General features: G+C 40.6%; 16 protein-coding genes. 11 read left to right on the forward strand and 5 right to left on the reverse strand.

The genetic code is table 11. The features are described 5' to 3' along the window. Positions 1-2 precede the first annotated feature (2 nt). Positions 3-5,348: a T9SS type B sorting domain-containing protein gene (locus AWN68_RS18210; RefSeq protein ID WP_068419085.1), complete on the reverse strand. Its 5,346-nt coding sequence runs from the start codon at positions 5,346-5,348 to the stop codon at positions 3-5. A 207-nt stretch (positions 5,349-5,555) separates the two neighbouring features. Between AWN68_RS18210 and AWN68_RS18215 the strand changes: the two genes are divergently transcribed. Next, positions 5,556-6,587, forward strand: coding sequence for a PorP/SprF family type IX secretion system membrane protein (locus tag AWN68_RS18215; protein ID WP_068419088.1), 1,032 nt, complete (start codon positions 5,556-5,558; stop codon positions 6,585-6,587). 6 nt (positions 6,588-6,593) lie between these two features. Then, positions 6,594-7,835, forward strand: coding sequence for a M48 family metallopeptidase (locus AWN68_RS18220; RefSeq protein WP_068419090.1), 1,242 nt, complete (start codon positions 6,594-6,596; stop codon positions 7,833-7,835). A 9-nt stretch (positions 7,836-7,844) separates the two neighbouring features. Here AWN68_RS18220 and AWN68_RS18225 read toward each other — a convergent pair whose 3' ends face one another. The 4 genes from AWN68_RS18225 to AWN68_RS18240 all read right to left on the reverse strand — a co-directional run bounded on the left by AWN68_RS18225 (position 7,845) and on the right by AWN68_RS18240 (position 13,804). Continuing rightward, positions 7,845-9,719, reverse strand: a complete 1,875-nt coding sequence (locus tag AWN68_RS18225; RefSeq protein ID WP_068419093.1) for a BamA/TamA family outer membrane protein — start codon at positions 9,717-9,719, stop codon at positions 7,845-7,847. Between the two features lie 168 nt (positions 9,720-9,887). Then, positions 9,888-10,922 carry an NAD(P)H-dependent glycerol-3-phosphate dehydrogenase gene (locus tag AWN68_RS18230; RefSeq protein ID WP_068419094.1) on the reverse strand — a complete coding sequence of 345 codons (1,035 nt, stop codon included), beginning with the start codon at positions 10,920-10,922 and terminating at the stop codon, positions 9,888-9,890. Beyond that, positions 10,915-12,618 (reverse strand): 1-acyl-sn-glycerol-3-phosphate acyltransferase, encoded by a 1,704-nt coding sequence (locus AWN68_RS18235; protein WP_068419095.1) that lies wholly within the window; start codon positions 12,616-12,618, stop codon positions 10,915-10,917. The genes AWN68_RS18230 and AWN68_RS18235 overlap by 8 nt, the downstream gene beginning before the upstream one ends. Positions 12,619-12,673: 55 nt before the next feature. Continuing rightward, positions 12,674-13,804 (reverse strand): aminotransferase class I/II-fold pyridoxal phosphate-dependent enzyme, encoded by a 1,131-nt coding sequence (locus AWN68_RS18240; protein WP_068419096.1) that lies wholly within the window; start codon positions 13,802-13,804, stop codon positions 12,674-12,676. An 85-nt stretch (positions 13,805-13,889) separates the two neighbouring features. Between AWN68_RS18240 and AWN68_RS18245 the strand changes: the two genes are divergently transcribed. The 9 genes from AWN68_RS18245 to mraY all read left to right on the forward strand — a co-directional run bounded on the left by AWN68_RS18245 (position 13,890) and on the right by mraY (position 24,187). After that, a complete protein-coding gene (locus tag AWN68_RS18245; RefSeq protein WP_394330283.1) occupies positions 13,890-14,813 on the forward strand; it encodes a lipid A-modifier LpxR family protein in 924 nt (307 codons plus the stop codon). Positions 14,814-14,930: 117 nt separating this feature from the next. After that, on the forward strand, positions 14,931-15,905 hold the full coding sequence (locus AWN68_RS18250) for a polyprenyl synthetase family protein (protein WP_068419145.1): 975 nt from the start codon (positions 14,931-14,933) through the stop codon (positions 15,903-15,905). A gap of 179 nt (positions 15,906-16,084) precedes the next feature. Then, entirely contained in the window at positions 16,085-17,188 is a 1,104-nt protein-coding gene (locus tag AWN68_RS18255) for a CaiB/BaiF CoA transferase family protein (RefSeq protein WP_068419102.1), read from the forward strand. Between the two features lie 390 nt (positions 17,189-17,578). Beyond that, positions 17,579-18,025, forward strand: a complete 447-nt coding sequence (mraZ, locus tag AWN68_RS18260) for a division/cell wall cluster transcriptional repressor MraZ (protein ID WP_068419103.1) — start codon at positions 17,579-17,581, stop codon at positions 18,023-18,025. Between the two features lie 7 nt (positions 18,026-18,032). Beyond that, a complete protein-coding gene (rsmH, locus tag AWN68_RS18265; RefSeq protein WP_068419107.1) occupies positions 18,033-18,941 on the forward strand; it encodes a 16S rRNA (cytosine(1402)-N(4))-methyltransferase RsmH in 909 nt (302 codons plus the stop codon). Positions 18,942-18,951: 10 nt separating this feature from the next. Further along, the gene (locus AWN68_RS18270; RefSeq protein ID WP_068419109.1) at positions 18,952-19,335 is read left to right on the forward strand and encodes an FtsL-like putative cell division protein; all 384 of its coding nucleotides are present in this window, start codon (positions 18,952-18,954) and stop codon (positions 19,333-19,335) included. Further along, positions 19,325-21,430, forward strand: coding sequence for a penicillin-binding protein (locus AWN68_RS18275; protein ID WP_068419112.1), 2,106 nt, complete (start codon positions 19,325-19,327; stop codon positions 21,428-21,430). The genes AWN68_RS18270 and AWN68_RS18275 overlap by 11 nt, the downstream gene beginning before the upstream one ends. A gap of 3 nt (positions 21,431-21,433) precedes the next feature. Next, positions 21,434-22,897, forward strand: a complete 1,464-nt coding sequence (locus AWN68_RS18280) for a UDP-N-acetylmuramoyl-L-alanyl-D-glutamate--2,6-diaminopimelate ligase (protein WP_068419115.1) — start codon at positions 21,434-21,436, stop codon at positions 22,895-22,897. A 75-nt stretch (positions 22,898-22,972) separates the two neighbouring features. Continuing rightward, positions 22,973-24,187, forward strand: a complete 1,215-nt coding sequence (mraY, locus tag AWN68_RS18285; protein WP_068419118.1) for a phospho-N-acetylmuramoyl-pentapeptide-transferase — start codon at positions 22,973-22,975, stop codon at positions 24,185-24,187. The last annotated feature ends 76 nt before the right edge of the window (positions 24,188-24,263 follow it).

Consider the following 24,263-nt stretch of genomic DNA (forward strand, 5'->3'; position numbering starts at 1 on the left):
GACTAACGAACTACTGTAATCGCTCCTCGTTGCTCGAATTCGCCTCTTTCTGGTTGGAGCCTACTTCTGAATTTCATTACATAAGGATAGGTGCTTATTGGTACCAGCCTGCCATTGAATGTGCCGTTCCATTGAAATTCTACTGTATTGCTTTGGAAAATCAATTCCCCCCAGCGGCTATAAATGAAAATCTGGAAGTCGGATACAAAGTCATTTGGAATGACCGAGAACACATTATTTGGCGGATTACCTTCTGGCACTATTACGTTAGGAGCAATGATGACAGGCTCACAACTTTCTATAATTTGAATTTGATCTATTCTCACACAGCCTGTGGCTGTAGTCATGGTTACCTCATAAATACCAGCTGAAGGAACTATCAGCTCTTGGTCTGCATTTGGAAAAGGCTGGCCGTTCAGAGTCCATTCATAGGTTTCAAAACCAATACCTGCAGTTAAGGTTAACGCAGTAGAAGAAGTTGGGCAATAATATTCGATATCAGGTAAAAGCCCTTCCGGAATCCCAGTTCTGCGAATCAAAATACTTCTTTCAATAGAACAGCCGTTGTTGTCGCTGATGGTCACTGTATAAGGTCCTTCATCACTCACTACCATTGGATTGCCAGTTCCTACAGTTTGGTTATCGCGGGTCCAAGTGAAACTGCTGGCATTACCAGACAAAACATCTACAGTAAGTGTTATCGGTTGTCCGTCATCACAAGCAGGGCTTGAACTTAAGGTAGCTTCTAATTCTTCAGGGAAATCAATGGTTTCCGTGTCTGTTCCAGTACAAGTTAAATCCCCTGCTTCCCTTACTGTAACATCATAAGTTCCATCTGCTGTAACGGTAATCCACTTTGTGTTTTGGCCTGTAGACCAAGAATAGTTGTAGGCAGTGTTTGGCTTCTCATTGTTGATTTGAGCTTCCAAAACCAAAGTGCCATCACAAATATCTCCTTCACGAATAATGGTGACATCTGGCTGAACGGTGAGGGTAACAATCACCGATTCAGAAGTAGGGCAAGCCACACCAGGAGCATCGGCTGTAACGGTGTAAGTGCCAGATTCTGTTGCGGTAATACTGGCTGTGTTTCCTGCGGGTCCACTAGGGCCAATCCAAGTATAGATTGTTCCATTGGTAGAAGAGCTTGCCGTTAATGTTGTGCTTGGGTTTGCATCGCAGACCTCTGTAGTTCCAGAGATTTGTAGATTCTGAACATCAGTAGGTTGGTTTACCACTATATCCGCTGCGGTTGCGGTACAGCCTAAAGCCGTAGAAGTTACCTCAATATTGTAAGTGCCACCTTCGAGGCCAGTAATCATAAAGCCATTGGTTGTAGCATTTCCAGATAATGGAGTGAAGCCCGTTTCATTTCTGTTGAGCACATAGGTCACAGGAAAAACTGTGGCATCATCTAAAGTAATGGTAATACTTCCATCCGCTGTATCGCATGTAGCATTGGCTGTAACAACAGGTACAACGATATTGAAATTATTATTCTGAATTTGAATGCCTGTAAGTTCATCCGTGCAGTTCGTACTATTATCAACTACGCTGACAGAATATATGCCGCCATTTAAACCAGTAACGGTCACATCATTGGGGCCATCAGTCGAGCTGTTTTGAGCCACGGTAGTGCCAATAGCATTACTTACAGTGTAGCTATAATTACCAGTTCCTCCAATATTGAATACAAATCCGCCATCTGGTGCAGGACCTACTTGTGGGCAAGTGGCATCTTGAGTACTGACCAATGATAAATTTGGGGAGCCGTTGATGGTGACTACTGTTGAGTCATTGGCAAAACAACCTGGTTCAACAGGGTCTTCAATGGAAACTACATAAGTGAATATACCCGGAACACTACTGTCAACAACAGCTGTTCTTTGGTTTGGAAGTGTGGTTGTGGAATTATCGGGGTTAATTCTAGTCCATATATAGTTGTTGGCATTTACGTTTGGATCTAAGGTTAGCGGTTCTCCTTGGCATATAGTAGCGGTTTCTGGTAACTCAATCTCAAAAGGAGGCGCGGCAAAGATTTCAGCACTAGAAACACAGCCTCCCCCTCCAATACTCGTGATAGTGATGGTATAAATCTCTTCTTCAGTAACTGTATAATATCGTGTATTACTTACTACAGCACCTTGGCTGTTGGTCCATTCAAAACTCAAGGCTGGATCGTCTGGGTCACCACCTAAAGCATCTAAATCATAGCTAGCCCCCTCGCAAAGCACCACGGCAGTTGGCACTGCCGGCCTTGGCGGAATATCGAATACCTGAATGGTTTGAACGAATGTAGTATCGAAACCACAGCGGTTAGAAATGTTCAACGAAATATCAAACCTACCTGCTTGGCCTTGAGGGAAAACATAAGCAGTATCTTGGCCTGAAGCACTGAATACGGTTAAGTTTGCTTCGTCAATAATGGTCCAAAGGAATTCGTCAATATCAGAGGTTCCTACTCCAGATAACTCGATTCTTTCTTCTACACAGGTACTGTCTGGGGCCGACATTGAAGGCTCCATTGGAGGATTTACATTGTTTTGAACAAAATTAGGGAGCCCTAAACGCGAATTGCCTGTGGTTAAGGGCACCTGCATTTGATTGAAAGAAGAAAACGAAGCGGTATCCTCATTTGCATTAATTGAACCAATAAATGCTGTTCCTGCGGGGTTGCCAGAGATTTCCATGGCTACATATAATTGCCCATCTGGGCCAGTTTGTATAGCACCGTAGTTTACGGTAATCGTGGCGCTGCTGGCAATGTTGGTTTTAGATGCTAGTCGAGTGGCTTCTGTAGAGGCGGTATCAATTCTGTATTCCAAAATCCGACCTCCTGGGGCTCCACCGTTTCGGTTGTTCATAGTAGCAAAAAGCTTTAAACCACCTGGAGAAAAATGAACATCATAAAGTTGATCGTTCAAGTTTGGCCCACCTTCACTAATATCAATTTGGTATAATAAATCGGTCACCTCTCCCGTGCCCCCATCGAAACTAAATAGCTCAACGTAGTCTTCGGAACCTTCAATTAGGGCTACCGCTATGCGAGAGCCATCACCTGAGAATTTCATTCCTGCTTGGCCACTTGAAGCATCGTTGAGGCTATGGATTGAACCCACGGAAGACAATACAGGCTGTCCAATTCCTTGGTTAGTAATGGGGTATGCTCTAAAAGTATTCGTACCGTATTCGTGGGCCATTAGCCAGTAACCACCACCGCCTTCTAAGGCAATTAGTTTTTCTGTACTCTTGGTAAAGAGTATATTATCTTTTGATATTACAGCTCCCAATCCATTATCTTCTTTAAGGTCGACAACAGAATATTTTAGCATGAAGGTATTGTCGCCATATACCTCTTCCGTAGTGAAAACATAGAATAGGGTTTCGTCATCTTCGAATGGAATAATGACCACGGATTGTGTTGAGGTGGAGTCTCCTCCAATACCTGTTCCATTTGGCATTACACCGTTGTCAGCATTCCAGACTGTTGTTCCATTGGTGTAGAATAGCACTTGCCCATTGGCATCAGATATTGTAGAGGTTCCCTCCGGTGCATCCATCGCGTGTGGACTGGTAATACTCCTTGGGGGCGCAGGGAGCCCGTCCACCTCATTAAAGTCCATTCCTGCCCCATTTCCAAAATACCAAATGTTGGCAGTTGGGTTTTCATCACCATATACTTTTACTTCTACTGTCTCATAAATTGGGCAACCAGTAGTTGGTGTAATTACTACCCAATAGTTACCTGCGTCTGTTACATCAATTGAAGATGTGGTTTCTCCTGTATTCCAACGGTATTCAAATGGGCCACCAGTTGCTCCTCCTTGTTGTCCTTGTCCACCACTCTCAGGTTCGGCATCCAAAGTCAGTGTTTCTCCTTCACAAATAGTGGTGTCTTGAAGGTCAACCTGAATATCGTTTTCCATGATTTCACCCATGAGGGTATTGGACATTACCGTCCCTATTCCATCAAATTCTACCGTAAGTGTGGCCATGTACATTCCCGCCTCATCAAAAGTGAAAATAGGGGCAATTGCGTTTGAGTTAATTCCGAATGGCTGAATATCCCAAGAATAAGAAGTTGGAATCGCTGTTGAAGGGTCAATACTCGCATAAAACTGAACGGGAGTGTTCATACAATAGTCTCCGTCTTCTGAAATGGTAACTGTTGGCCCTATGGCTGCTGGAGGCATAAACTGCTGAAAATAATCAGATGAGGGGTCAACTCCTTCAAAAAGCGAAGCTTCATAAGCTAAGGCGGTAAGTGCACTGTCAGGTTGATTGATCCGAGCCAATAATCTAGGTCCCGATGCAGTTTCTCTATAAATGTGGTAAAGTGCACTGTCTGGTCCAAGCATTACACTTTGGCTAGCGCCAACCGGATTACTGAAGACAGGCTCTACAGAAGCCATTGGGTCAGTCAAGTCTATTCTGAAAAGGTTGCCAAAAGTTGAATTAGCTAAGTTTCTACTAAAATAAAGTTTCGTTCCATTATTTGACCAGCCAACAGAGCCTGATAAGGTTTGATTTGGCACAAATGAATTGGCCACTGAACGGTTGAACATTAACTCAGGAGTGTTTCTGTTAAAATTTAATATTTGAATGTTGACATTATTTTTTGGTCGTACTGCAATTTGGGTGCCCATGGGGTTTAATGACAAATGCGCTGCTTGAACATTGGATGTTAAAACAGTTGGAGCGCCTTGTGGGTCGAATGGCTGACCTGCCACTGGTAACTCATGAATTTCGAAATTCCCATTCGTACTATTTTGGCTTACCAACCAAAATTGGGTCATATCATCAGAAGCTACTGTAAGCATGCCATCGCCTCGATTTATAATTCCTGTTACTTGGTTTTTGCTTCCAATTACAACTGCTCCAGCGGGAGGGCCATTTGCCCTGTTTCCCTGTGAACTCATATCTATTAAAGTGTAAAGTATTTCACCAGCCGCATTACGGTGGAAAATATAATAGCGAGACTCATTCCCAACCCCAGGGACAGGGCTCAAAGCAAGAGGTTGAATGCCATTAGGGTCGGTAGTTAGACCATTTCCATTTTGCATAATGGAATGGGTGGCATCATAAATATTAATTCCGTCAGAGTAAAAAAGTAGGTCGCCAGTAGTGGGGTCGGTGGCAGTTAGCTTTTCACCGATATTGGTTTGCGATGATTTCCCGTCTTCTAAAAAGGGTTTTGCAGGCCGGGCTTTTCCAAAAACAAGTGCTTGGTCATTGTTGGAGAAATACCAATTATGACGCGTAAAGTTCTGAGCATATGTCAGCACCGAGAAAGTGATCCCTAATAAAAAGAATAAAATGCGAGTTTTTCTTACCACGCTAAATTTCATATAATTATAAAACACCGAAGCTAAAATACAACCCTATTACGTGGTTAACGGAGTTTTTATTATATTCATCGCTCCTTAAAGTCAGGCCTAAGATAGGAGATTCTTATTGTATGCTAGGCTTTAAGCGTTGGGTTTCGAGGAAAAAAAATAACTTTACGTTTTCACAATAGTTTGAGGGTACTCAAACGTTAAAGGTTAAAAGTTTAAATGCGCAAAACTTTATTTTTGCTGATTGTCACGTTGGGAGTAGGGTTGGGACAGGCTAAAGCCCAAGATCCACAGTTCTCTCAATTCTATGCGGCTCCATTGTATATTAACCCTGCTTTTACGGGAGCATCTGGTTTTACTCGCTTAGGGGTTAACTATCGAAATCAATGGCCGTCTCTCGATGCTTCTTTCGTTACATTTTCGTTTTATGCCGACCATTATTTGGAAAAATATAATAGCGGAGTAGGTTTTATTGTAACCACAGATCGTGAAGGAGTAGCTGGCTTGCAGAGCACTAATGTGGGTTTGACTTACGCATATCAGCTTAAAATTTCAGAAAATATTGTTTTTCGTCCAGGTATTCAGGCTAGCTACTTTATGCGGAATGCAAATTTTTCTAACCTTGTTTTTGCCAGTCAGATTGACCCTGTTAATGGCTTTGACCCTAACTTACCTGGTGAAAATATAGAAGGTAATAACCTTAATGTAAATTACTTAGATCTTGGTGTTGGAGGAATTATATACTCGAGAAATTTGTTTTTGGGTGCTTCAGTTCAGCATTTAACTGAGCCGAATCAGTCATTATTGGATGGTGATAGCCCACTTAGTAAGCGTGTTAGTATTCATGGGGGGTACAGAATAATGTTAAAGGAAGGAGCGCTAAGAAGAGATCTTACTTATACCAGAAAGGAAAGAAGCATTACACCAATTTTTCAGTATAAAACCCAAGGCGAATTTAGTCAGTTGGATGCAGGGTTCTTTTTGCATTTAGAGCCGATTAATTTGGGTTTACAATACAGAGGCTTGCCAATTAAAACCTTCGAGAACTTTCCTAATAATGAGGCACTCATTTTCTCTTTTGGGGTAACTACTGACGACTTTAATTTTGGTTATAGCTACGATTACACCCTTTCGGAATTGAGCAATGCAAGTGGAGGAGCGCATGAAATCTCTATTTCTTACCTCTTTCAATGGGGAAAACCTTCGAGGTTGCCACGCAATCAATGGAGCATCCCTTGTCCGAAAAACTAAGAGAGAATGTCTTCCTTTCAACTGTTGGGGCTCATTATTGGAATTGTTTTGGTTGATTATTTTTTTGATCAGCTGCTCGATTTCTTTAATATGAAATCGGCCAAAAGCAAACTACCGATGGCGTTAGAAGGTATTTACCCTCCTGAGGAATACGCCAAGTCTCAGCGATACTTAAAAGCCAGGTCCAAATTTTCATTTCTTACCACTGCTATTAGCACTTCACTTACTATACTTATTCTTGTATTAGGGCTTTTTGGAGATTTACACATTTGGCTTTCTGATCATTTTCAAAACCCTATCGTGCATTCATTGGTCTTTTTTGGTGTTTTATTTTTTGTTTCCGACATCATTAATATTCCATTTGAACTGTACTCCACTTTTGTAATTGAGGAGAAATTCGGCTTCAATAGAACTTCTTTAAAAATATTTCTTGCTGATAAGCTAAAGGGCTATTTATTGGTCATCGTTTTAGGTGGGGGCTTAGGGTGTGTCTTACTATGGCTGATTTTTGAATGGCAAGAGCAGTTCTGGATTTATGCGCTCATTGTCATTACGGTGGTCTCATTGCTGATGAGTGTATTTTATACTTCGCTCATATTGCCCTTATTCAATAAGCTTACACCTTTGGCAGATGGAGAATTGAAAGATAAAATCAACGCGTATACAGATCGCGTTAAATTTCCTTTGGACAATATTTTTGTAATAGATGGCTCTAAAAGGTCGAGCAAGGCCAATGCATTTTTTTCTGGAATGGGAAAGAAAAAGAAAATTGTGCTTTATGATACTCTCATCGAGAAACAGTCTCAAGAAGAGCTAGTGGCTGTTTTAGCCCATGAGGTAGGTCATTTTAAGAAGAAACATGTCATTGTCAGTATGGCTATTTCAATAGTGCAGATGGCGATCACTCTATATGTTTTGTCGCTTCTTATTTTTAATGAAAATCTTTCAATGGCTTTAGGAGCTGAGGGCATGTCTGTTCATTTAAACCTTGTTGCTTTTGCATTATTATACACTCCGATTTCAAAACTCACGGGTGTTTTAATGAACATGATAAGTAGGAGACATGAGTATGAAGCAGATGCTTATGCTTCCACGACCTATGACCCTGTTCCTTTACAGTCGGCACTGAAGAAGTTGTCGGTAGATAGCCTCAGCAACCTCACACCGCATCCTGCTTATGTTTTTGTGAATTACTCACACCCTACCCTGCTTCAGCGGCTTGAGCATATGAATAGGTTCAAAAAATGAGAATAGTCCTTATCTGAAAATACTTGGAGATGGACGCGTGATTAGGAAGTCAGAGAAATTAAAACCGCTGTTTCCTGATAAATCTAAGTCTGTCATAGGAATACCAATTGGGGCATCGGGATAATAGGCCAATCGGATTTCTATTGCTTTAAAAGTGAGGTTGTCATTTCTGATTCTAAAGCCAACCCCAATCCCAGATTGAGCTTTTTCTCTGAAAATATGGCGTTTGCCATCGTTGACCATCCCTAAATCGTAAAAACCAAAAATTGCTAGTTTGAAATCTGCGGCTTCAAATGGGGTGAAGCTCACGGTTTCAATATTGAGTAAAAAACGCTGGGTTCCTCTCAATGTATTGCTTCCTAAGCCTCTTATGCCATTTTTGTCCCTTATATCGATGTACTCATTAGGAAAACGATCTATACCAAATGTATAGTTGAAATTGATAAATTGTCTGAATTTCCATTGGTTCAAATCAATTAATGAGCTAAAAAACCTGAAGTCCACTTTAAATACGCCTTGTTCGAAAATTTTATTTTTCAGAAAACTTTCCAGCGAAAACCCACCCAATAGGTAGCCCAAATTCCCAATGTACCCACCGCGGCCTGCTTTTCCTCCAAGGAAATAACGGTTGCCAAATTCAGCCCATTCATAGCCTCCGAGTAATTCAATCTGATAACCGTAAGGAATGTCTTCCGTTCTGCCATAGCCAAAAATCAACTGATCTTTGAAATATCTTCTCTGTGAAATTCCTATTGATGTAATGGACAAGGTGCGGTTGTGAAATTGTTGATTTAGGTCAATATCGACTTCTGGTCTGAGTGAAAACTTAATGTTTGAGACCCTTCCTGAAAGAATAAGTCGTGTTCGATCATTCAGAATGGGATCTTTTAAGTTAAGTGGGAAGGCCCTAGCCAGCCAAAAATCCTGATAGTCATAACGTTCATTGATGGTTTGAATGTCATACTCATCATCAGAAATGATATTTGATAATTCTCTGAAACGAAGCCTCTGGTTGGTGATTTCAATACCACCTGCAAACTTAATTTTAGGAGAAATGAACTCTCTACTCAACTTTATATTACTGAAATCTTTGTTAACGGTATTTGCATAATTGGCCTCGAAGGAAATAAATGAGCGCTTAATATTGGGTACTTTATATCGTGCTTGATAACTAAATTTCTGATCTGAACTATTGTCAACAGCGAATCGATTGTCTATTTCATGACCAGACCCAAAAATATTTTTGTGGTTGACCCTTAAGATACCTGAATCAAAATCTCGTGCCTCAATGTCGAATGAAAGGGCTAAAACGTCTTTAGTGATAATTTCTACGTCAACAATATTCGGGTTATCTGCTCGGGGGCTTAAGTAAATTCTGGCATCTTTTATATAGGGCAGTTCACGAAGGATCCTTTCATTATCTGATATCACCAGCGGGTCAACTATGTCTCCACTGCTGAAGAGTAAGTTGTTGAGAATTACCCGTTCCCTAGTATTGAAGTTAATTGTGTTGCCTGTTTTTTGAACAAATGACTTTGGTCTTTCTTCAGGCTTATCCATTCGTGTACCGAGTGCCTTAAGCTTGATCAGTTTAATCTCACCTATGATTTTTCCGTTATAGTCTTTAAAAGGATTTTCACTCTTTACCAACTGAGTGGAGTCGATTTTAAAGTCATCTGAGGGTAATGAAAACAACAGATTGAACAGCTCTTTGGTTAATTTTCGCTGTGACCATTTCCCATGCAAGCGTTGATAAAAATTACCATTTACTTTATAGAAAACTGTATCGGGTAAAATGAGTGTAGTGTCTTTGTCAAAGGTAAGTCTGGCATCTTTTAAAATGATAGTGGTGTTTTTCGATAGTTGTAATGTGTCATATTTCACTCTTTTTTTCTGAGCACAGAGCGAAAGTGAAGACCATAAAGTCAAACAAAGAATGATGATATGGTGCCTTGTGAGTTTGATTGCCTTAGGGATTAGAGCGCCTTTCTTAATATAATTGAAAAAAAGGGAATCTGATTGAATGGGAAGGAGATGTTTTTCTTTAGACTACTAAAGAAAGTCAATGTCGATATTGCCAGGGTATTTCATAAGGTAGCTTAGGCCTTCTAGGGGTTTCATGTCTTCATAAAGAATTTTATAAAGCATATCAGTAATCAATGGCTTTATTCCTTGGGCATCCGCTAATTGCTTAATAATTCTAATGGTATTAACTCCTTCAGCGGTTTCTTCCATTTCGGCAATCGCCTCATTCATAGTTTTGCCTTGGGCTAATTTAAAGCCAATGGTGTAGTTACGACTAGTTTGACTGGAAGCAGTTGCCACCAAGTCGCCAATCCCTGCTAAACCTATGAAAGATGATATTTCGCCCCCTAGGGCCTTGCCTAGGTAGATCATCTCTACTAGACCTCTACTGATTAATAATCCTTTAGCGTTATCGCCAAAGCCCAAGCCAGAGATGATTCCGGAGGCTATAGCGATAATGTTTTTAAGAACACCGCAAAGCTCAACGCCTTTGAGGTCTTGATTGCCATAAACTTGAAATTTGTCCGACCTCAATAACCTTTTGCCTTCATTGATCACTTCGTTAAAAGGCGAAGCAATCACAGTGGCTGCAGGGTGTCCTAAAGCTAATTCTTTTGCCAAATTTGGGCCTGCCATACAACCCACACGGACAACTACACTTTCTTCCCTGATTACTTCACTCATGGTTCTGATACATGAACGATCCATTTTGAAATCTGAAGGGATTTCGTCTGGTAGGATCAAATCCAAGCCTTTAGTGCCGTGAATTAAAACATGATAAGGGTGGAGGAATGGTGCGAATTGGCGCATCATTTCCCTGAAATTTGAAGATGGGACTACTGGGAAAATAACATTGCAACTTTTAGCAACCTCTTCTAAGCTATTGGTAATAGTGATGTTTTCACTAAGTTGTTGACCATTTGAAATTCGAGAAGCGCTGATCTTCTCTACCGTTTCGGGGTTTCGAGCGTATAACAATACATTCGAATTCTTTGAAAGAATGTTTGCTACGGCTGTCCCGAAACTGCCTGAACCAATGACTCCAACGCATTCCTTAGACATATTTCTCCAGGTTATAACCCACTAAACGGTTGTGATAGTAAAACAGCAAATTTAAATCTTGGGTGCTAATGTCACCTTTTTTATTCTTGATCAACGGACGCTTAGCATGGTACATACCCATATTGGCCAAGCCATGCGCTATGATTTTATCAGGATCCCCAGTAAGGTAAGGAGAAACACTAATTTCACCTTTGTTGTACATTTCGTGAACCCTTCTTAATACCGTCTGGAAAACAGTTTTGAATTCCTCATAAGGGATGATTTGATCTTCCTCTGGAATTCTCAGTAGATTGTATAAATCAAGTTTGTTGAATTTCTTCTGAAGCATTTCAAAAGCTACAAAAGCTACCAAATGACTAGCAAAAACCTTGTTAATTCGGTGGAACTCTTCAACAATTCTATCACTTAACATTCGTGTGTATTCATCCTCGCGTTGCTGATCATGCGAAATGATTTTTCCATCTTTGGTGAAATACTCTTGTGTATCTATTTGGCGACCACTTTTGTCGTAACTATTGCCGTCTGTATCAACGTAATTGCCCAAAACATCTAAGCCTCGGCCAATGGATACAGATATGTCGGATCCTTTGGTGAAGAATTTGAGTAAGAAAGCTGAGATTTTATAAGAAGTCGAGTATTCATCATTTTCGACATAGTAACGTTCTTGACCTTTCAGTCTCAAATATTCACGAATAAGCGAGGGTGCCTCAAGTACAAAATTGTAGTTTAAAGTAACTGGGACAATAAAAATTTTGTGAAGTCCATCCCTTTTTCCTTTCTGATAATTGACACGTTGAGCCTCGATGGCAGTACTCAAAAGACCAAGCTTCAACCTTTTTTCTATTTGGCCTGAACGCGAACGAGTCCCACCAGGGAAGAAAAGGCTATGACAACCCTTCTGAATCGCAAGGCTTGAGTAGCTCTTCAGGGTTTCTAAGTAAAGCAGGTTTTTTTTCCTTCTATCTACTTTATAAGCCCCAAGGCTTTCCATGAAATAGGCAAATATTTTAATGTTGAAGAGGTTTAGACCAGCACCATAAATAAAAGCAGGCAACCCTAAAGCGTTGATTACCCACCCAATTAAAATAGAATCGAGATTGCTAAAGTGGGTAGGGACCATTATGATTGTCCCTTTTTTGGCCAAGGTGCGTAATTCTTCTACTTCACCTGTAATGTGAATCTTATCTTGTAGTGAATATCGGGTACTGAAAATAGACCAAAAACCTCGTGCACGGGAAGCATTCAATAATCTGGCAAAGCCAAAGGTTACTATGGAGCGGGCCATTCTAAAGCGAGATTTTTTGAAGTTACCCGCAATTTCACTGGCGTATCGCTCTATAATTTCGGATAGAATATCTTCTAAAGTTCCATCAATATCCTCCTTGTCGTCATTACTTGAGATTTCGAGGAGTCTGTCTTTAATCGACTGTAAAAAGTCGGCTTCATCGGGTGGGTCAACAGCCCATGGATTTCTTTTGACTCTTAACTTCTCCCGAAAAAGAGTAGTCTCTATTTCTTCAATTAGGCTGGAGCGTTTTGGGGTCAGTTTTTTTATACGCTTAATGCTTTCAGCGGTCACCTCTTTAATAAAAGCGTCCCTGTTATTACTCAAGCTCACGACAGGCCACTCGTCAATTCCTCCCGGAACCACCTGGTCGTACTTCTTCTTTACGTAGTCTTTGCCGATTGGCTTCATTCAGTTTTTCAAAACCCCAAAGATATGATAAAAATTGTTCCTCTAGCTTCCGCTGTTAACAAAGTAAGGAATTCAGTCCATGCGCCAAGCCCATTACTTCATTTTTGCTGTTGAAACTATGTATGCAGATTCTTAATCGTTCTTCTCCTTCCTTCACCGTGGGTGAAAGTATTGGACGAACATCAAACCCCGATTCCTGAAGTTCATTTGACGTGGATTTAGCTTTTTGGTTGCCAGAAGTGATTACTACCTGTACTGCACTTGTAGATAAATAGCGGGAAGGTCGCTGAACCTTAAGGGATTGATTAAACAGAGAAATGTTTTCTTTTAGTGCGATAGCTAAACTCGGTTTGCTTTCAAGGAATCGGAAAGCTTCTTGTATTGATAAAAACTCAAAAGCTGATGGTGCAGTAGTATATATGAAGGGGCGTGAATAATTTATCATATAATCGATCACGGTTTGGTTTGAAGCTACGCAAGCACCATGAATTCCCATGGCTTTGCCGAATGTGAAAATAGCCGCATATACTTGTTCAGTCAATCCTAATTCAGCCACAAAGCCTGCTCCGCTCTTCCCGAATACGCCTGTGCTGTGTGCTTCATCCACTATTAATTTCGCACTGTATTTTTCTGAAAGTTGACAAAGTGCTTTTAATGGTGCAAAATCACCATCCATAGAATACACAGCTTCACAAGCAATATAGATTTCGCCCTCACTTAGTTTTAATTTCCGTTCAAGGTCTTCTAAGTCGTTGTGCTTAAACGGCATTGATTTGGCCAAACTCAATCGACTACCATCTTTAATGCAGGCATGAGAAAGTTCATCATATAGAATAGTATCACCCCTCTGCGGAAGGCAAGAGAAAAAACCCAAATTGGCGCTATATCCCGAATTAAAAACAAGACAGGCACCGTACCCAAATAAAGTGGCTAATTCTGACTCGACCTGAGAGGCCAATACTGAATTGCCCGTCAATAGCCTTGACCCAGTTGATCCGTTTTTGGGCGATAGCTTCTCGTAGGCACTTAAAATTTGAATTTTCAAACCCTCAGATCTAGAGAGGCCTAAGTAATCGTTCGAACTAAAGTCAACGAGCTTTTCATCAACCAGTTTTAAGCTTCGCTTGTTGCCCAGAGAGGTACGTTTATTCAGTTGCTGCTCAATTCTTAAATTCTTTTTATCCATTTGCTGTTAATCCGCTGGCTAAAATTATAAATAATTGAGACTTTAGCGGCTCAAATTAAATAACACTGCAATCAAGTCGCTCTTTATTTGTCTATCACTGCTTTTTTACTTCCCTGTTTTAGGGCAGAGCGACTATCGTAGGGCTGAATTCTCATTAACAACAGAGAATGATGTTTACTTAATGAATAGGGATGATGAGTATTATTCGAATGGATTTCTTTTCCATTACCGCTACGTGCCAAACAAGCCAGATTCTTTGAATAATAAGGAGATAATTGACATAGAGCTTACGCATAAATTTTATACCCCAAATGATTTATTATTTGATGAAATTTCGGAACTAGATAGGCCTTATGCCGGACTGCTGTATGCAGGGGTTTCTAAGTCTATATTCAAAAGACCACAATCAAGGTTTAAATATGGACTGGTGTTAGGTACAACGGGCAAGGCCTCGGGGGCGGAAGTTTTGCAGAAATGGTATCATAATGCAGTGGGATTTAAGCAACCCAGAGGATGGCAGCATCAAATTAAAACGGCTTTGGTTTTAAATGCCACCGCTGAATATAATAGGCAGTTTTGGCTAGTGCCAAAAAGCATGGCTTTTATTAGTTCATCTTCAGTCTCATTAGGGACAGGTCACAGTAACATTGCTCAAAATTTCGATTTTCGAATGGGGATATTAAATGCACTGAACAAGTCACCATTTGTAAATGCAATGATTGGAGAAAAAAACCAAGACCTTGAGAAGTTAGGATATGTAGTATTCGGCTACGGAGTGTCATATGTTTTGCATGATATTACCGTTTCTGGGAGTCTGTTCAATAATGATAGTCCTCATACCGGAAGACAGATGCCTTGGGTAAGTACTTTTAGGGCAGGCTGGGCGACTGGTAATGAGAAAACAACATTTAAAATAATGTACCATTGGTTGAGCAAAGATGTTCAAACAGCACGCAACGATTCATATATTTCATTTAGCTTTGACTTTAGGTTGAAGAGTGAAAATTGAGAATAAACTAGTAGTAAAATTTTTTAATGGAGAAAGGTTGTATTTTTCTCCTCAAATAAAGCTCCCCTCACTTTGCCATTGAGGCATTACCTGTTAATATTGTGGCATTCTACTGATATGGCATTAAAGCTTTCCGAAATACAAGCCCCCATTGCTAATGAAATGACTGAATTTGAACAGAAATTCAGGTCATTCATGAAGAGTAAAGTATTTCTGCTCGATCAAATCATGAGTTACATCGTAAAACGAAAGGGCAAGCAAATGCGGCCTATGTTTGTGTTTTTGGCTGCAGGGGTAACAGGCAAAATATCAGATAGAACTTACAGGGGAGCATCACTTATCGAGTTACTGCATACGGCCACATTGGTGCACGATGATGTAGTAGATGATTCCAATTACAGAAGAGATTTCTTTTCAATAAATGCCCTTTGGAAGAATAAAATAGCCGTTTTAGTAGGTGATTACTTGCTTTCACGTGGATTGTTGTTGTCAGTTGATAATGAAGATTTTGATTTTCTAAAGATTGTTTCTCGAGCCGTGCGTGAAATGAGCGAAGGGGAGTTGCTTCAAATGGCAAAGGCCCGAAACTTGGATATTACAGAAGATATTTATTACGATGTAATCCGCCAAAAGACAGCTTCCCTGATTGCTTCATGTTGTGCCGTTGGTGCTACAGCTTCAAATGCTTCTCAAGAAGACATTGAAAAAATGAGGGATTTTGGATTGAAGGTGGGAATGGCTTTTCAGATCAAGGACGATCTTTTCGATTATGGTACAGAGGAAATTGGTAAGCCGTTGGGTATTGATATTAAAGAGCAGAAAATGACTTTGCCGCTGATTTACTCATTGCAAAATGCTAGTAGTAGTACCAAGCGAAGGATCATTCGAACCGTAAAGAGCAAAGGAGATCATTCTAAAAAAGTGAATGAAGTCGTTGCCTTTGTTAGAGAGTCGGGTGGCATAGACTATGCCCAAAAGGTGATGAATCAATACTACCAAGAAGCGAAAGACATTCTAGAAACATTTGAGCCAAGCGTTTACCGAGACTCCCTTTCTCAGCTGGTTACTTACACAATAGAAAGGTCGAAATAGAAAACAACGCCACACTTTGAGGTATGGCGCTGTTCAGTTAGTTAGTAGTAAATTTGTTTGATTGCTATAGCATGATATTAAATCAGTCTATGGCAGACGCTAAAATAACAATCTGTCTTTGAAAAGCCCTTACCTAAAATCTTATTTTTTTTAAAAACCACCAATAGCTTTTAGTACACATGAAAAAACTAAAGATAATTGAGTTGGCTTCCGTTTTGGCTGGGCCAAGTGTAGGGCAGTTTTTTGCGGAATTAGGTGCGGAAGTAATAAAGGTGGAAAGCCCGAGAACTGGTGGTGATGTTACACGATCATGGCGCTTTAAGGGAGAGAAAATGAATGGTACTGTTTCGGCTTACTTTACTTCAGTAAACTGGGGTAAGAAGTCATTGGCCATAGACCTAAATAATAAGGAAGAAAGAGCAATGCTTTATAAGCTTATAAAGGGTGCCGATATTGTAATTGCCAGCTATAAGCCAGGAGATGCGGAGAAGTTAGGTGTTGATTATAAGACCCTGAAAGAAATTAACCCAGCACTTATTTATGGTCAGATCACTGGCTATGGACTAAATAATCCTAAAGTAGGATACGATGCGGTTATTCAAGCCGAGTCTGGATTCATGAGCATCAATGGAGAATTAGGGGCTGCCCCCTTAAAAATGCCTGTGGCCTTAATTGATGTTTTGGCTGGACATCAACTGAAAGAAGCCATACTGGTCGCCCTTATTGAGCAGATGGAAAGCGGTCAAGGGAAGTTTGTTCAGGTGGCCTTGATCGATGCTGCTATCAGTGCTTTGGTGAATCAAGGTGCGAATTGGTTGGTAGGGCAGAATCAACCTAAATCCATGGGAAATATTCATCCAAACATAGCGCCCTATGGAGAGATTTTCATGACTAAAGATCAGTGTCACTTGCTCTTAGCCGTAGGGAATGATAAGCAGTTCTCAAAACTCTGTAAAATCTTAAAAATTAATGAGATGCATCGTTTTTCAACCAATCAAGAACGGGTGGAAAATAGAGCGGACTTGAATCGAATGCTTTCAGATGAAATTGAAAACTGGTCTTCTGTCGAATTAATGGAGGTATTGATGAATGAACAGGTGCCTGCTGGCTTGGTGACCACGATAGGTGAGGCGCTTGATCATGGGGAATCTCATTGGTTCCTTAAGGCTGAAGGCTTCACTGGATTACGGTCTTTTGCAGCTTCTGGCTTCGATCGCCTCTCATTAAGTTCTCCACCACAATTGGGGCAGCATAATCTGGAAATACTTAGTGAACTAGACTGATTTTTTCATCAAATCCTTAATTCACCTTTTAACACCTTTTTTGGTGTGATTTTTCTCCCACTTTACTCCACGATCTTGAAAATGGGGATGATTAGGCGCTTTTTGAATGATTTCAGTCGTATCGCTGTCATGTCTAGGTCTCGTGTGTAATCTTTTGACAGGTCAATTTTTCTGAGCTAGAATTGATTTAGAAGGGTAATTTTCTGTTAGTAAAACCTTTTATTTTTTCTCAAAATGAGTTTTTTGTCGGATTCGATCCTGGCATGTGTTTTTGAGTCACGCTTGTTTTTCTGCATAGAAAAAGATACTTTTCATAAAAAGTGGGGAAAAGTGAGTAAAAGTGGTGAAGTGTGGGAAAAAATCTTACTTTTGTAAAGGTTCAGGTGTGTAATGGCTTTTTTTACAAGTGAATATGATTGTAAGCTCGATGTAAAGGGCAGGTTGGCTTTACCTTCAAAGGTAAGGGCTGCATTGCCGGATAATGCATCAGAAGAGCTGGTATTAAGACGAGGTTTTGAGCCTTGCTTGGTATTGTATCCTATGATCGAGTACAAAAAGATCTATTCAAAGATAAAGGGGCTGAGCGAATTCAGTGAAGAGTATCGTAGGTTTCAGCGAACTTTTTTTAGGGGAAATGTTGATGTTGAGTTGGATGGAGCGGGGAGGATTAACATTCCTAAAAAAATGATGGAATATGCGAGTCTTGAGAAGGAGGTTGTGTTAGTGGGGTTAGGAAATAGAATCGAAATCTGGAATCCTGACCAGTATGAGGAATACCTCATTCAAGACGCAAACGAGTACTCCAAGATGGCGGAGAAGTTTTTGGCAGAAGAATAAATAAACTATGTCAGATTATCATGTGCCAGTTATGCTTAAGGAGTGCGTTGACGGCCTCTCGATCAAGCCAAATGGAACCTATGTGGATGTCACCTTTGGAGGTGGCGGACATTCAACTGAAATTTTGAAGCATTTAAATAGTGAAGGCAGGCTCTTTGGTTTCGACCAAGATATTGATGCCCGAGCAAATGCAGATAAAATTCAAAATCGTTCTTTCACATTTGTGCAAGCCAATTTTAGGCATATCAAGCGATACCTCAAGTTACACGGGGTAAAGCAGGTAGACGGAATTTTGGCTGACTTGGGGGTTTCTTCTCATCAGATTGATGAGCCAATGCGTGGGTTTTCAACTCGTTCTGAGGCTGATCTTGACATGAGAATGGATTTAAACGCTTCGCTGAATGCTAGCGATGTGGTGAATGAATATTCAGAAGAGCAATTGCATAAGCTTTTGGGTATTTACGGAGAGGTGAAAAATGCAAAAACTTTGGCTGCGGCTATTGTTTCAGAGCGTTTTTCAAAGCCCTTCAAAACTACAAAAGATCTGATTCAATTATTGGATCGATTGGCACCAAGACATAGGGAGTATAAGTATTACGCTCAGGTTTTTCAGGCCATCCGCATCGAAGTAAACGATGAAATGGGTGCGCTAGAAGAATTCTTGGAACAGTCGGCTGAGGTGATTAAGCCAGGTGGTCGGTTGGTGGTAGAGTCTTATCATTCTCTCGAAGACCGAATGGTGAAGAACTTTATTAATAAAGGCAAAGTGTTCGGTGAAGTGGAAAAAGACTTTTTCGGAAATCAGTTGAAACCATTTAATGCGATCAACAGAAAGCCGATTGAGGCCAATGAAGAAGAGTTAGTAGTGAATAAAAGGGCAAGAAGTGCAAAGCTTCGTATTGCCGAAAAAATATAAGTAAACGAAAGTGGCAGCGAATAAATTTAAAGCGAAAAAGAATGAAAAATCTAGCACTCGAGGCGGTGGTGGGTTGTTCGGTCTTTTGGCAAAGCTGAAAATTGCTGGAAACTTAGAAACGGGTCTTCCTGTAAAGCATCTGCCAAAAGTTGCTTTCGCATTAGTATTGGGTGTGTTCTATGTTTGGAACAGCCACTATGCTGAAAAGGCAAATAGAAATATTGATAAACTAGAGACCGAGGTTGAGGATTTAAGGGCCGATGTTACTACGCTGGAAGCAGATTATATGTACAGTAGTAAGCAGTCGGAAGTCGCCAAGAATGTAAAAAAACTAGGATTAGAGGAAAGTAAAGAACCGCCATACAAAATTGTTGTAGACAAAAGTGAATATTAAGGAGTCGATATTACTAAGAGTAAGAATAGCTTTTTTAGCTGTGATTGCCTTTGTCTTGGTAGTAATCTACCGGATTGCAGACATTCAGTTTGTTCAAGGTGATGAATGGCGAAAAGAAGCACAAGAAATTGGGCTGGACTATAAAACAATAAAGGCCACCCGAGGAAGTATCTATGCCGATGGTAACGACCTGATGGCGACCTCACTTCCTTTTTACAAAATTGCATTCGATCCATCGCTTGCAAACGATAATACCTTTAAAACAGGTATTGACTCCCTTTCACTACTATTGTCGAAATTTTTTCGAGATCGCTCTCCTGGTGAATATCGGAAGAAGATCTCGGAAGCTCGACAATCCCGCAAGAGGTACTTAGTTCTAAATAACAACCTCATCAATTATCAGAATAAAGAGATGATGGAGAAATGGCCCATCTTTAGAGAAGGTCAAATGATTGGTGGGGTAATATTTGATAAGTTCGATGAGCGTCATCGCCCTTTTAAAACTTTAGCCCAGCGTACAATTGGTGGTGTAAACAAGGATGGAGAAGCTACTGTAGGAATAGAAAAGAGTTACGATCAATTTTTGGCTGGTCAAGACGGAAAAGGTTTATATCAAAGAATAGCAGGCGGTAACTGGATGCCCGTGAACGTGGCCTCAGATGTGAAGCCTAGAAATGGCTATGATGTCTATACAACAATAGATATCAACCTTCAAGATGTGGCTCAAAACTCATTATTGAGGCAATTAGAGAAATACGGAGCCGCCTATGGCACGGTAGTTTTAATGGAGGTAAAAACAGGCGAAATCAAGGCCATGTCTAACCTTACAAGAACAGAAAGTGGTTCATATGTTGAAGACTATAATTACGCGGTCCAAGGATTAAATGATCCCGGGTCTACCTTTAAGCTTGCTTCAATGCTAGCGCTTTTAGAGGCAGATAAAATTGAGCTTACGGATTCGGTTGATACGGGTGATGGGACGGTAAAATTTTATGACCGTACCATGGAGGATCAGAGTGCTTCGAAAGGAGGGTATGGGAAACTTACTGTTCAAGAGGTGTTTGAAAAATCTTCCAATGTAGGGGTGTCCAAATTGGTAGATCAATATTTTGGCAAGAACCCACAGCGGTACATTGATATTATTAAGTCAACTGGTTTAGGCAAGCCTCTCGACTTCCAAATGATGGGTGAGGGTATTCCTTACATTAAGAATGTAGATGATAAATCTTGGAGTGGAACAAGCTTACCGTGGATGTCTGTAGGTTATGAGACCGCAATAACTCCCCTTCAAACCTTAGCTTTCTATAATGCGGTTGCCAATGATGGTAAAATGATTCAGCCCATCATTGTGAAGAGCATTAGAAAAGGGAATCAGATTGTAGAGGAATTTGAGGCTAAAACACTCGATAAGAAAATAGCGTCAAAAGCTACGCTAGAGAAACTGAAAATCATGCTTGAGGGCGTGGTGGAAAGAGGTACAGCTAAAAACATTAAAAACGACTTTTATAAGATTGCTGGAAAAACTGGAACAGCTCAAAAATTAATGAATGGACGATATTATAAGCAACGCTATTACGCGTCTTTTGCTGGTTATTTTCCTGCCGATGAGCCTCTGTATTCTTGCATTGTGGTGATTGATTACCCTAAGGGCTGGAACAGTTTCGGAGGGGATGTTTCTGCTCCAGTTTTCAAAGAAATAGCCGATATGATTTTTGCCCTTGATCTTGGCTTACATGATACATTCAAGGAAGAACGTTTGGCCAAAGAAGGAACTTTCCCTGTGATCAGAGCAGGTAACTATGATGAATTGAACCAACTTCTAAATGAGTTTGGCATTTCAAATCACATGGAAGAAGAAAATGTAGAATGGGTGAGAGCAAGCATCAGTAATAATGCAATTGCGTGGAAATCGAACCATTCAGAGTCGAGCCTTGTGCCGAACGTGGAAGGAATGACGCTTAGAGATGCACTTTATATACTGGAAAATAAAGGACTAAAAGTTTCTGTCTCTGGTACGGGTCGAGTGCTTAGGCAATCGGTCTCTTCAGGGAGAAGAATAGTTAAAGGAACAACGATCACTATTGAACTAGGGTAATTCATGTCTGCATTAAAAGACATATTGTACAAAGTGGCTTTGCAGTCAGTGTCTGGTGATACTGCTGTGGAGGTGGCTGCATTGGCTTTCGACTCAAGAAAAGTGGGCGCCAATACTGCCTTTATTGCTACGCGTGGCACCCAAGCCGATGGTCATGATTATATAGAACAAGCCATTGAAAAAGGCGCTGTTGCCATTATTTGTGAACAACTTCCAGAAAATCTAAATACTTCCATTACCTACGTTCAGGTGAAAGACAGCAGTGAGGCCTTGGGCATCATGGCTTCTAATTTCTTCGGAAACCCTAGTGCGAAATTGAAGTTGGTGGGCGTTACAGGCACCAACGGAAAAACTACTTGTGTGAGCTTGTTGTTCCAGCTGTTCAAACAATTGGGCTATAATGTTGGCTTACTTTCTACAGTAGTCAATAAAATCAATGATGAAATAATTGTAGCAACCCACACCACGCCCGATGCCATTCAAATGAATGAGCTAATGGCAAAAATGGTAGCCAAAGGTTGTTCTCATTGTTTTATGGAGGTCAGTTCTCATGCCTTGGTGCAACACCGAGTTTCAGGACTTACTTTTCAAGGAGCGGTTTTCACTAACCTCTCCCACGATCATTTAGATTATCACAAGACTTTCGATGAGTACATCAAAGCAAAGAAGATGCTGTTCGATGGACTTCCGTCTTCAGCTTTTGCCTTGACCAATATAGATGACAAAAGAGGAGCAGTAATGCTTCAGAATACTAAAGCTTCGAAATACCGCTATGCACTAAAAACCATGGCCGATTTCAAAGCAAAGATTCTTTCCAACACCCTTCAGGGTTTGGAATTAGATATTGAAGGCCATAATGTTTGGTTCAAACTGATTGGTGACTTCAATGCTTATAATCTGATGGCGGTTTATGGAGCGGCCATTTTATTGGAAGAAGAATCAGCAGATGTGCTCCAAGCTTTATCTGATTTAAACCCAGCACCTGGGCGTTTTGAGCAGGTGCTTACGGATACAGGTATCACCGCTATTGTGGATTATGCCCATACACCAGACGCGTTGGAAAATGTACTCTCTACCATTAAAGTTTTCCGCAGTGGAAACGAGAAAGTGATTACGGTGGTAGGCTGTGGCGGAAATAGAGACACCACCAAAAGACCTGAAATGGCCAAGATCGCTTGTGAACTAAGCGATAAAGTAGTGCTGACTTCAGATAACCCACGCTTTGAGGAGCCAATGGCGATTATTGAAGACATGCAAAAAGGCGTGAGTCCAAGTAACTATAGAAAAACACTGGTCATGGCAGATAGAAGAGAAGCGATTAAAACCGCCTGCTCAATGGCTGAACCCAATGATATTATCCTAGTGGCGGGAAAAGGTCACGAAACCTATCAAGATGTAAAAGGAGTGAAATCCGATTTCGATGATAGAAAAGTATTGAAAGACATGTTAAACCTAATTCATAAATAAAGTACGATTGACGATGTCAGAGCTAAGAAACCCAGTTTTTTAACGTCTAATATCTAATATCCAAAATCTAAAAAAATGCTATACTACCTATTCAATTATTTAGATAGAGAATTTGACTTGGTTGGCGCGGGAGTGTTTCAGTACATCTCATTCCGTGCGGGTATGGCTGTGCTTTTGTCTTTGTTAATCACCATTACTTTCGGTGAAAAGTTGATCAATATGCTTCGGAACAAGCAAGTAGGTGAAAGCATAAGAGACTTAGGTTTAGAAGGTCAAATGGCTAAAAAGGGTACGCCTACAATGGGTGGGCTTATCATTATTGCTGCCATTGTAATTCCAACTTTGCTTTTCGCGAAGCTTGAGAATATTTACGTCATTCTGTTGTTGATTACTACTTTGGGTTTGGGAGCTATTGGCTTTTTGGATGATTACATCAAGGTTTTTAAGAAGAACAAAGAAGGCCTGGCAGGTAAATTTAAAGTAGTTGGTCAGGTAGGAATAGGTCTCCTGGTAGGGGCTGTGCTCTATTTTAATGATGATGTAGTGGTTAGAGAATTCAATCCAACTCCACAAGTAGAAACCACTTCGGAGATAACGGTTCCCAATTATGTCGACAGTAAATCTACGACCACCACTATTCCTTTTGTTAAGAATAATGAGTTGGATTATGATGCATTCAACCCGACAAATAACGAATGGGTGACTGCCGCCATTTACATTTTGGTGGTGATTTTCTTCGTTACGGCCATTTCTAATGGAGCCAATATTACGGATGGAATAGACGGTTTAGCCGCAGGAACATCTGCTATCATTGGATTGGCACTGGCGATTTTCGCCTATATATCAGGTAACGCAATTTTCTCTGACTACCTGAATGTCATGTTCATACCAAACTCTGGAGAGCTCGTGATTTTTTGTACTGCCTTTGTAGGTGCCTGTGTAGGTTTTTTATGGTACAACTCTTATCCGGCCCAGGTCTTTATGGGTGACACAGGCAGTCTGTCATTGGGTGGAATTATAGCTGTTTTGGCTCTAGTGCTCCGAAAAGAACTTTTGATTCCGGTGTTGTGCGGAATCTTTGTGATCGAAAACCTCTCTGTAATTATTCAGGTGAGCTATTTCAAATACACAAAAAGGAAATATGGTGAAGGAAGAAGGGTGTTCTTAATGTCACCTTTGCATCATCACTATCAGAAAAAAGCAATGCCAGAAGCTAAGATTGTAACAAGGTTCTGGATCATTGGAATTCTGTTGGCAATTATAACATTAGCAACGCTTAAACTGAGGTAGAAAAGTGAAACAGAAAACAGTGAAGCAGAAGACAGGAAAAAGAACAAATATGGAGAGTTGGGAACTCAATTTTCTG

This window comes from Roseivirga echinicomitans (assembly GCF_001592935.1).
Lineage (GTDB): Bacteria > Bacteroidota > Bacteroidia > Cytophagales > Cyclobacteriaceae > Roseivirga > Roseivirga echinicomitans.

What these genes read in the sequence shown, in the direction of transcription:
- mraY (WP_068419118.1), top strand. Translation starts at nt 22,973, where the DNA reads ATGCTATACTACCTATTCAATTATTTAGATAGAGAATTTGACTTGGTT.
- AWN68_RS18210 (WP_068419085.1), bottom strand. Translation starts at nt 5,348, where the DNA reads ATGAAATTTAGCGTGGTAAGAAAAACTCGCATTTTATTCTTTTTATTA.
- AWN68_RS18255 (WP_068419102.1), top strand. Translation starts at nt 16,085, where the DNA reads ATGAAAAAACTAAAGATAATTGAGTTGGCTTCCGTTTTGGCTGGGCCA.
- AWN68_RS18235 (WP_068419095.1), bottom strand. Translation starts at nt 12,618, where the DNA reads ATGAAGCCAATCGGCAAAGACTACGTAAAGAAGAAGTACGACCAGGTG.
- AWN68_RS18280 (WP_068419115.1), top strand. Translation starts at nt 21,434, where the DNA reads ATGTCTGCATTAAAAGACATATTGTACAAAGTGGCTTTGCAGTCAGTG.
- AWN68_RS18230 (WP_068419094.1), bottom strand. Translation starts at nt 10,922, where the DNA reads ATGTCTAAGGAATGCGTTGGAGTCATTGGTTCAGGCAGTTTCGGGACA.
- mraZ (WP_068419103.1), top strand. Translation starts at nt 17,579, where the DNA reads ATGGCTTTTTTTACAAGTGAATATGATTGTAAGCTCGATGTAAAGGGC.
- AWN68_RS18220 (WP_068419090.1), top strand. Translation starts at nt 6,594, where the DNA reads ATGTCTTCCTTTCAACTGTTGGGGCTCATTATTGGAATTGTTTTGGTT.
- AWN68_RS18215 (WP_068419088.1), top strand. Translation starts at nt 5,556, where the DNA reads ATGCGCAAAACTTTATTTTTGCTGATTGTCACGTTGGGAGTAGGGTTG.
- rsmH (WP_068419107.1), top strand. Translation starts at nt 18,033, where the DNA reads ATGTCAGATTATCATGTGCCAGTTATGCTTAAGGAGTGCGTTGACGGC.
- AWN68_RS18240 (WP_068419096.1), bottom strand. Translation starts at nt 13,804, where the DNA reads ATGGATAAAAAGAATTTAAGAATTGAGCAGCAACTGAATAAACGTACC.
- AWN68_RS18250 (WP_068419145.1), top strand. Translation starts at nt 14,931, where the DNA reads ATGGCATTAAAGCTTTCCGAAATACAAGCCCCCATTGCTAATGAAATG.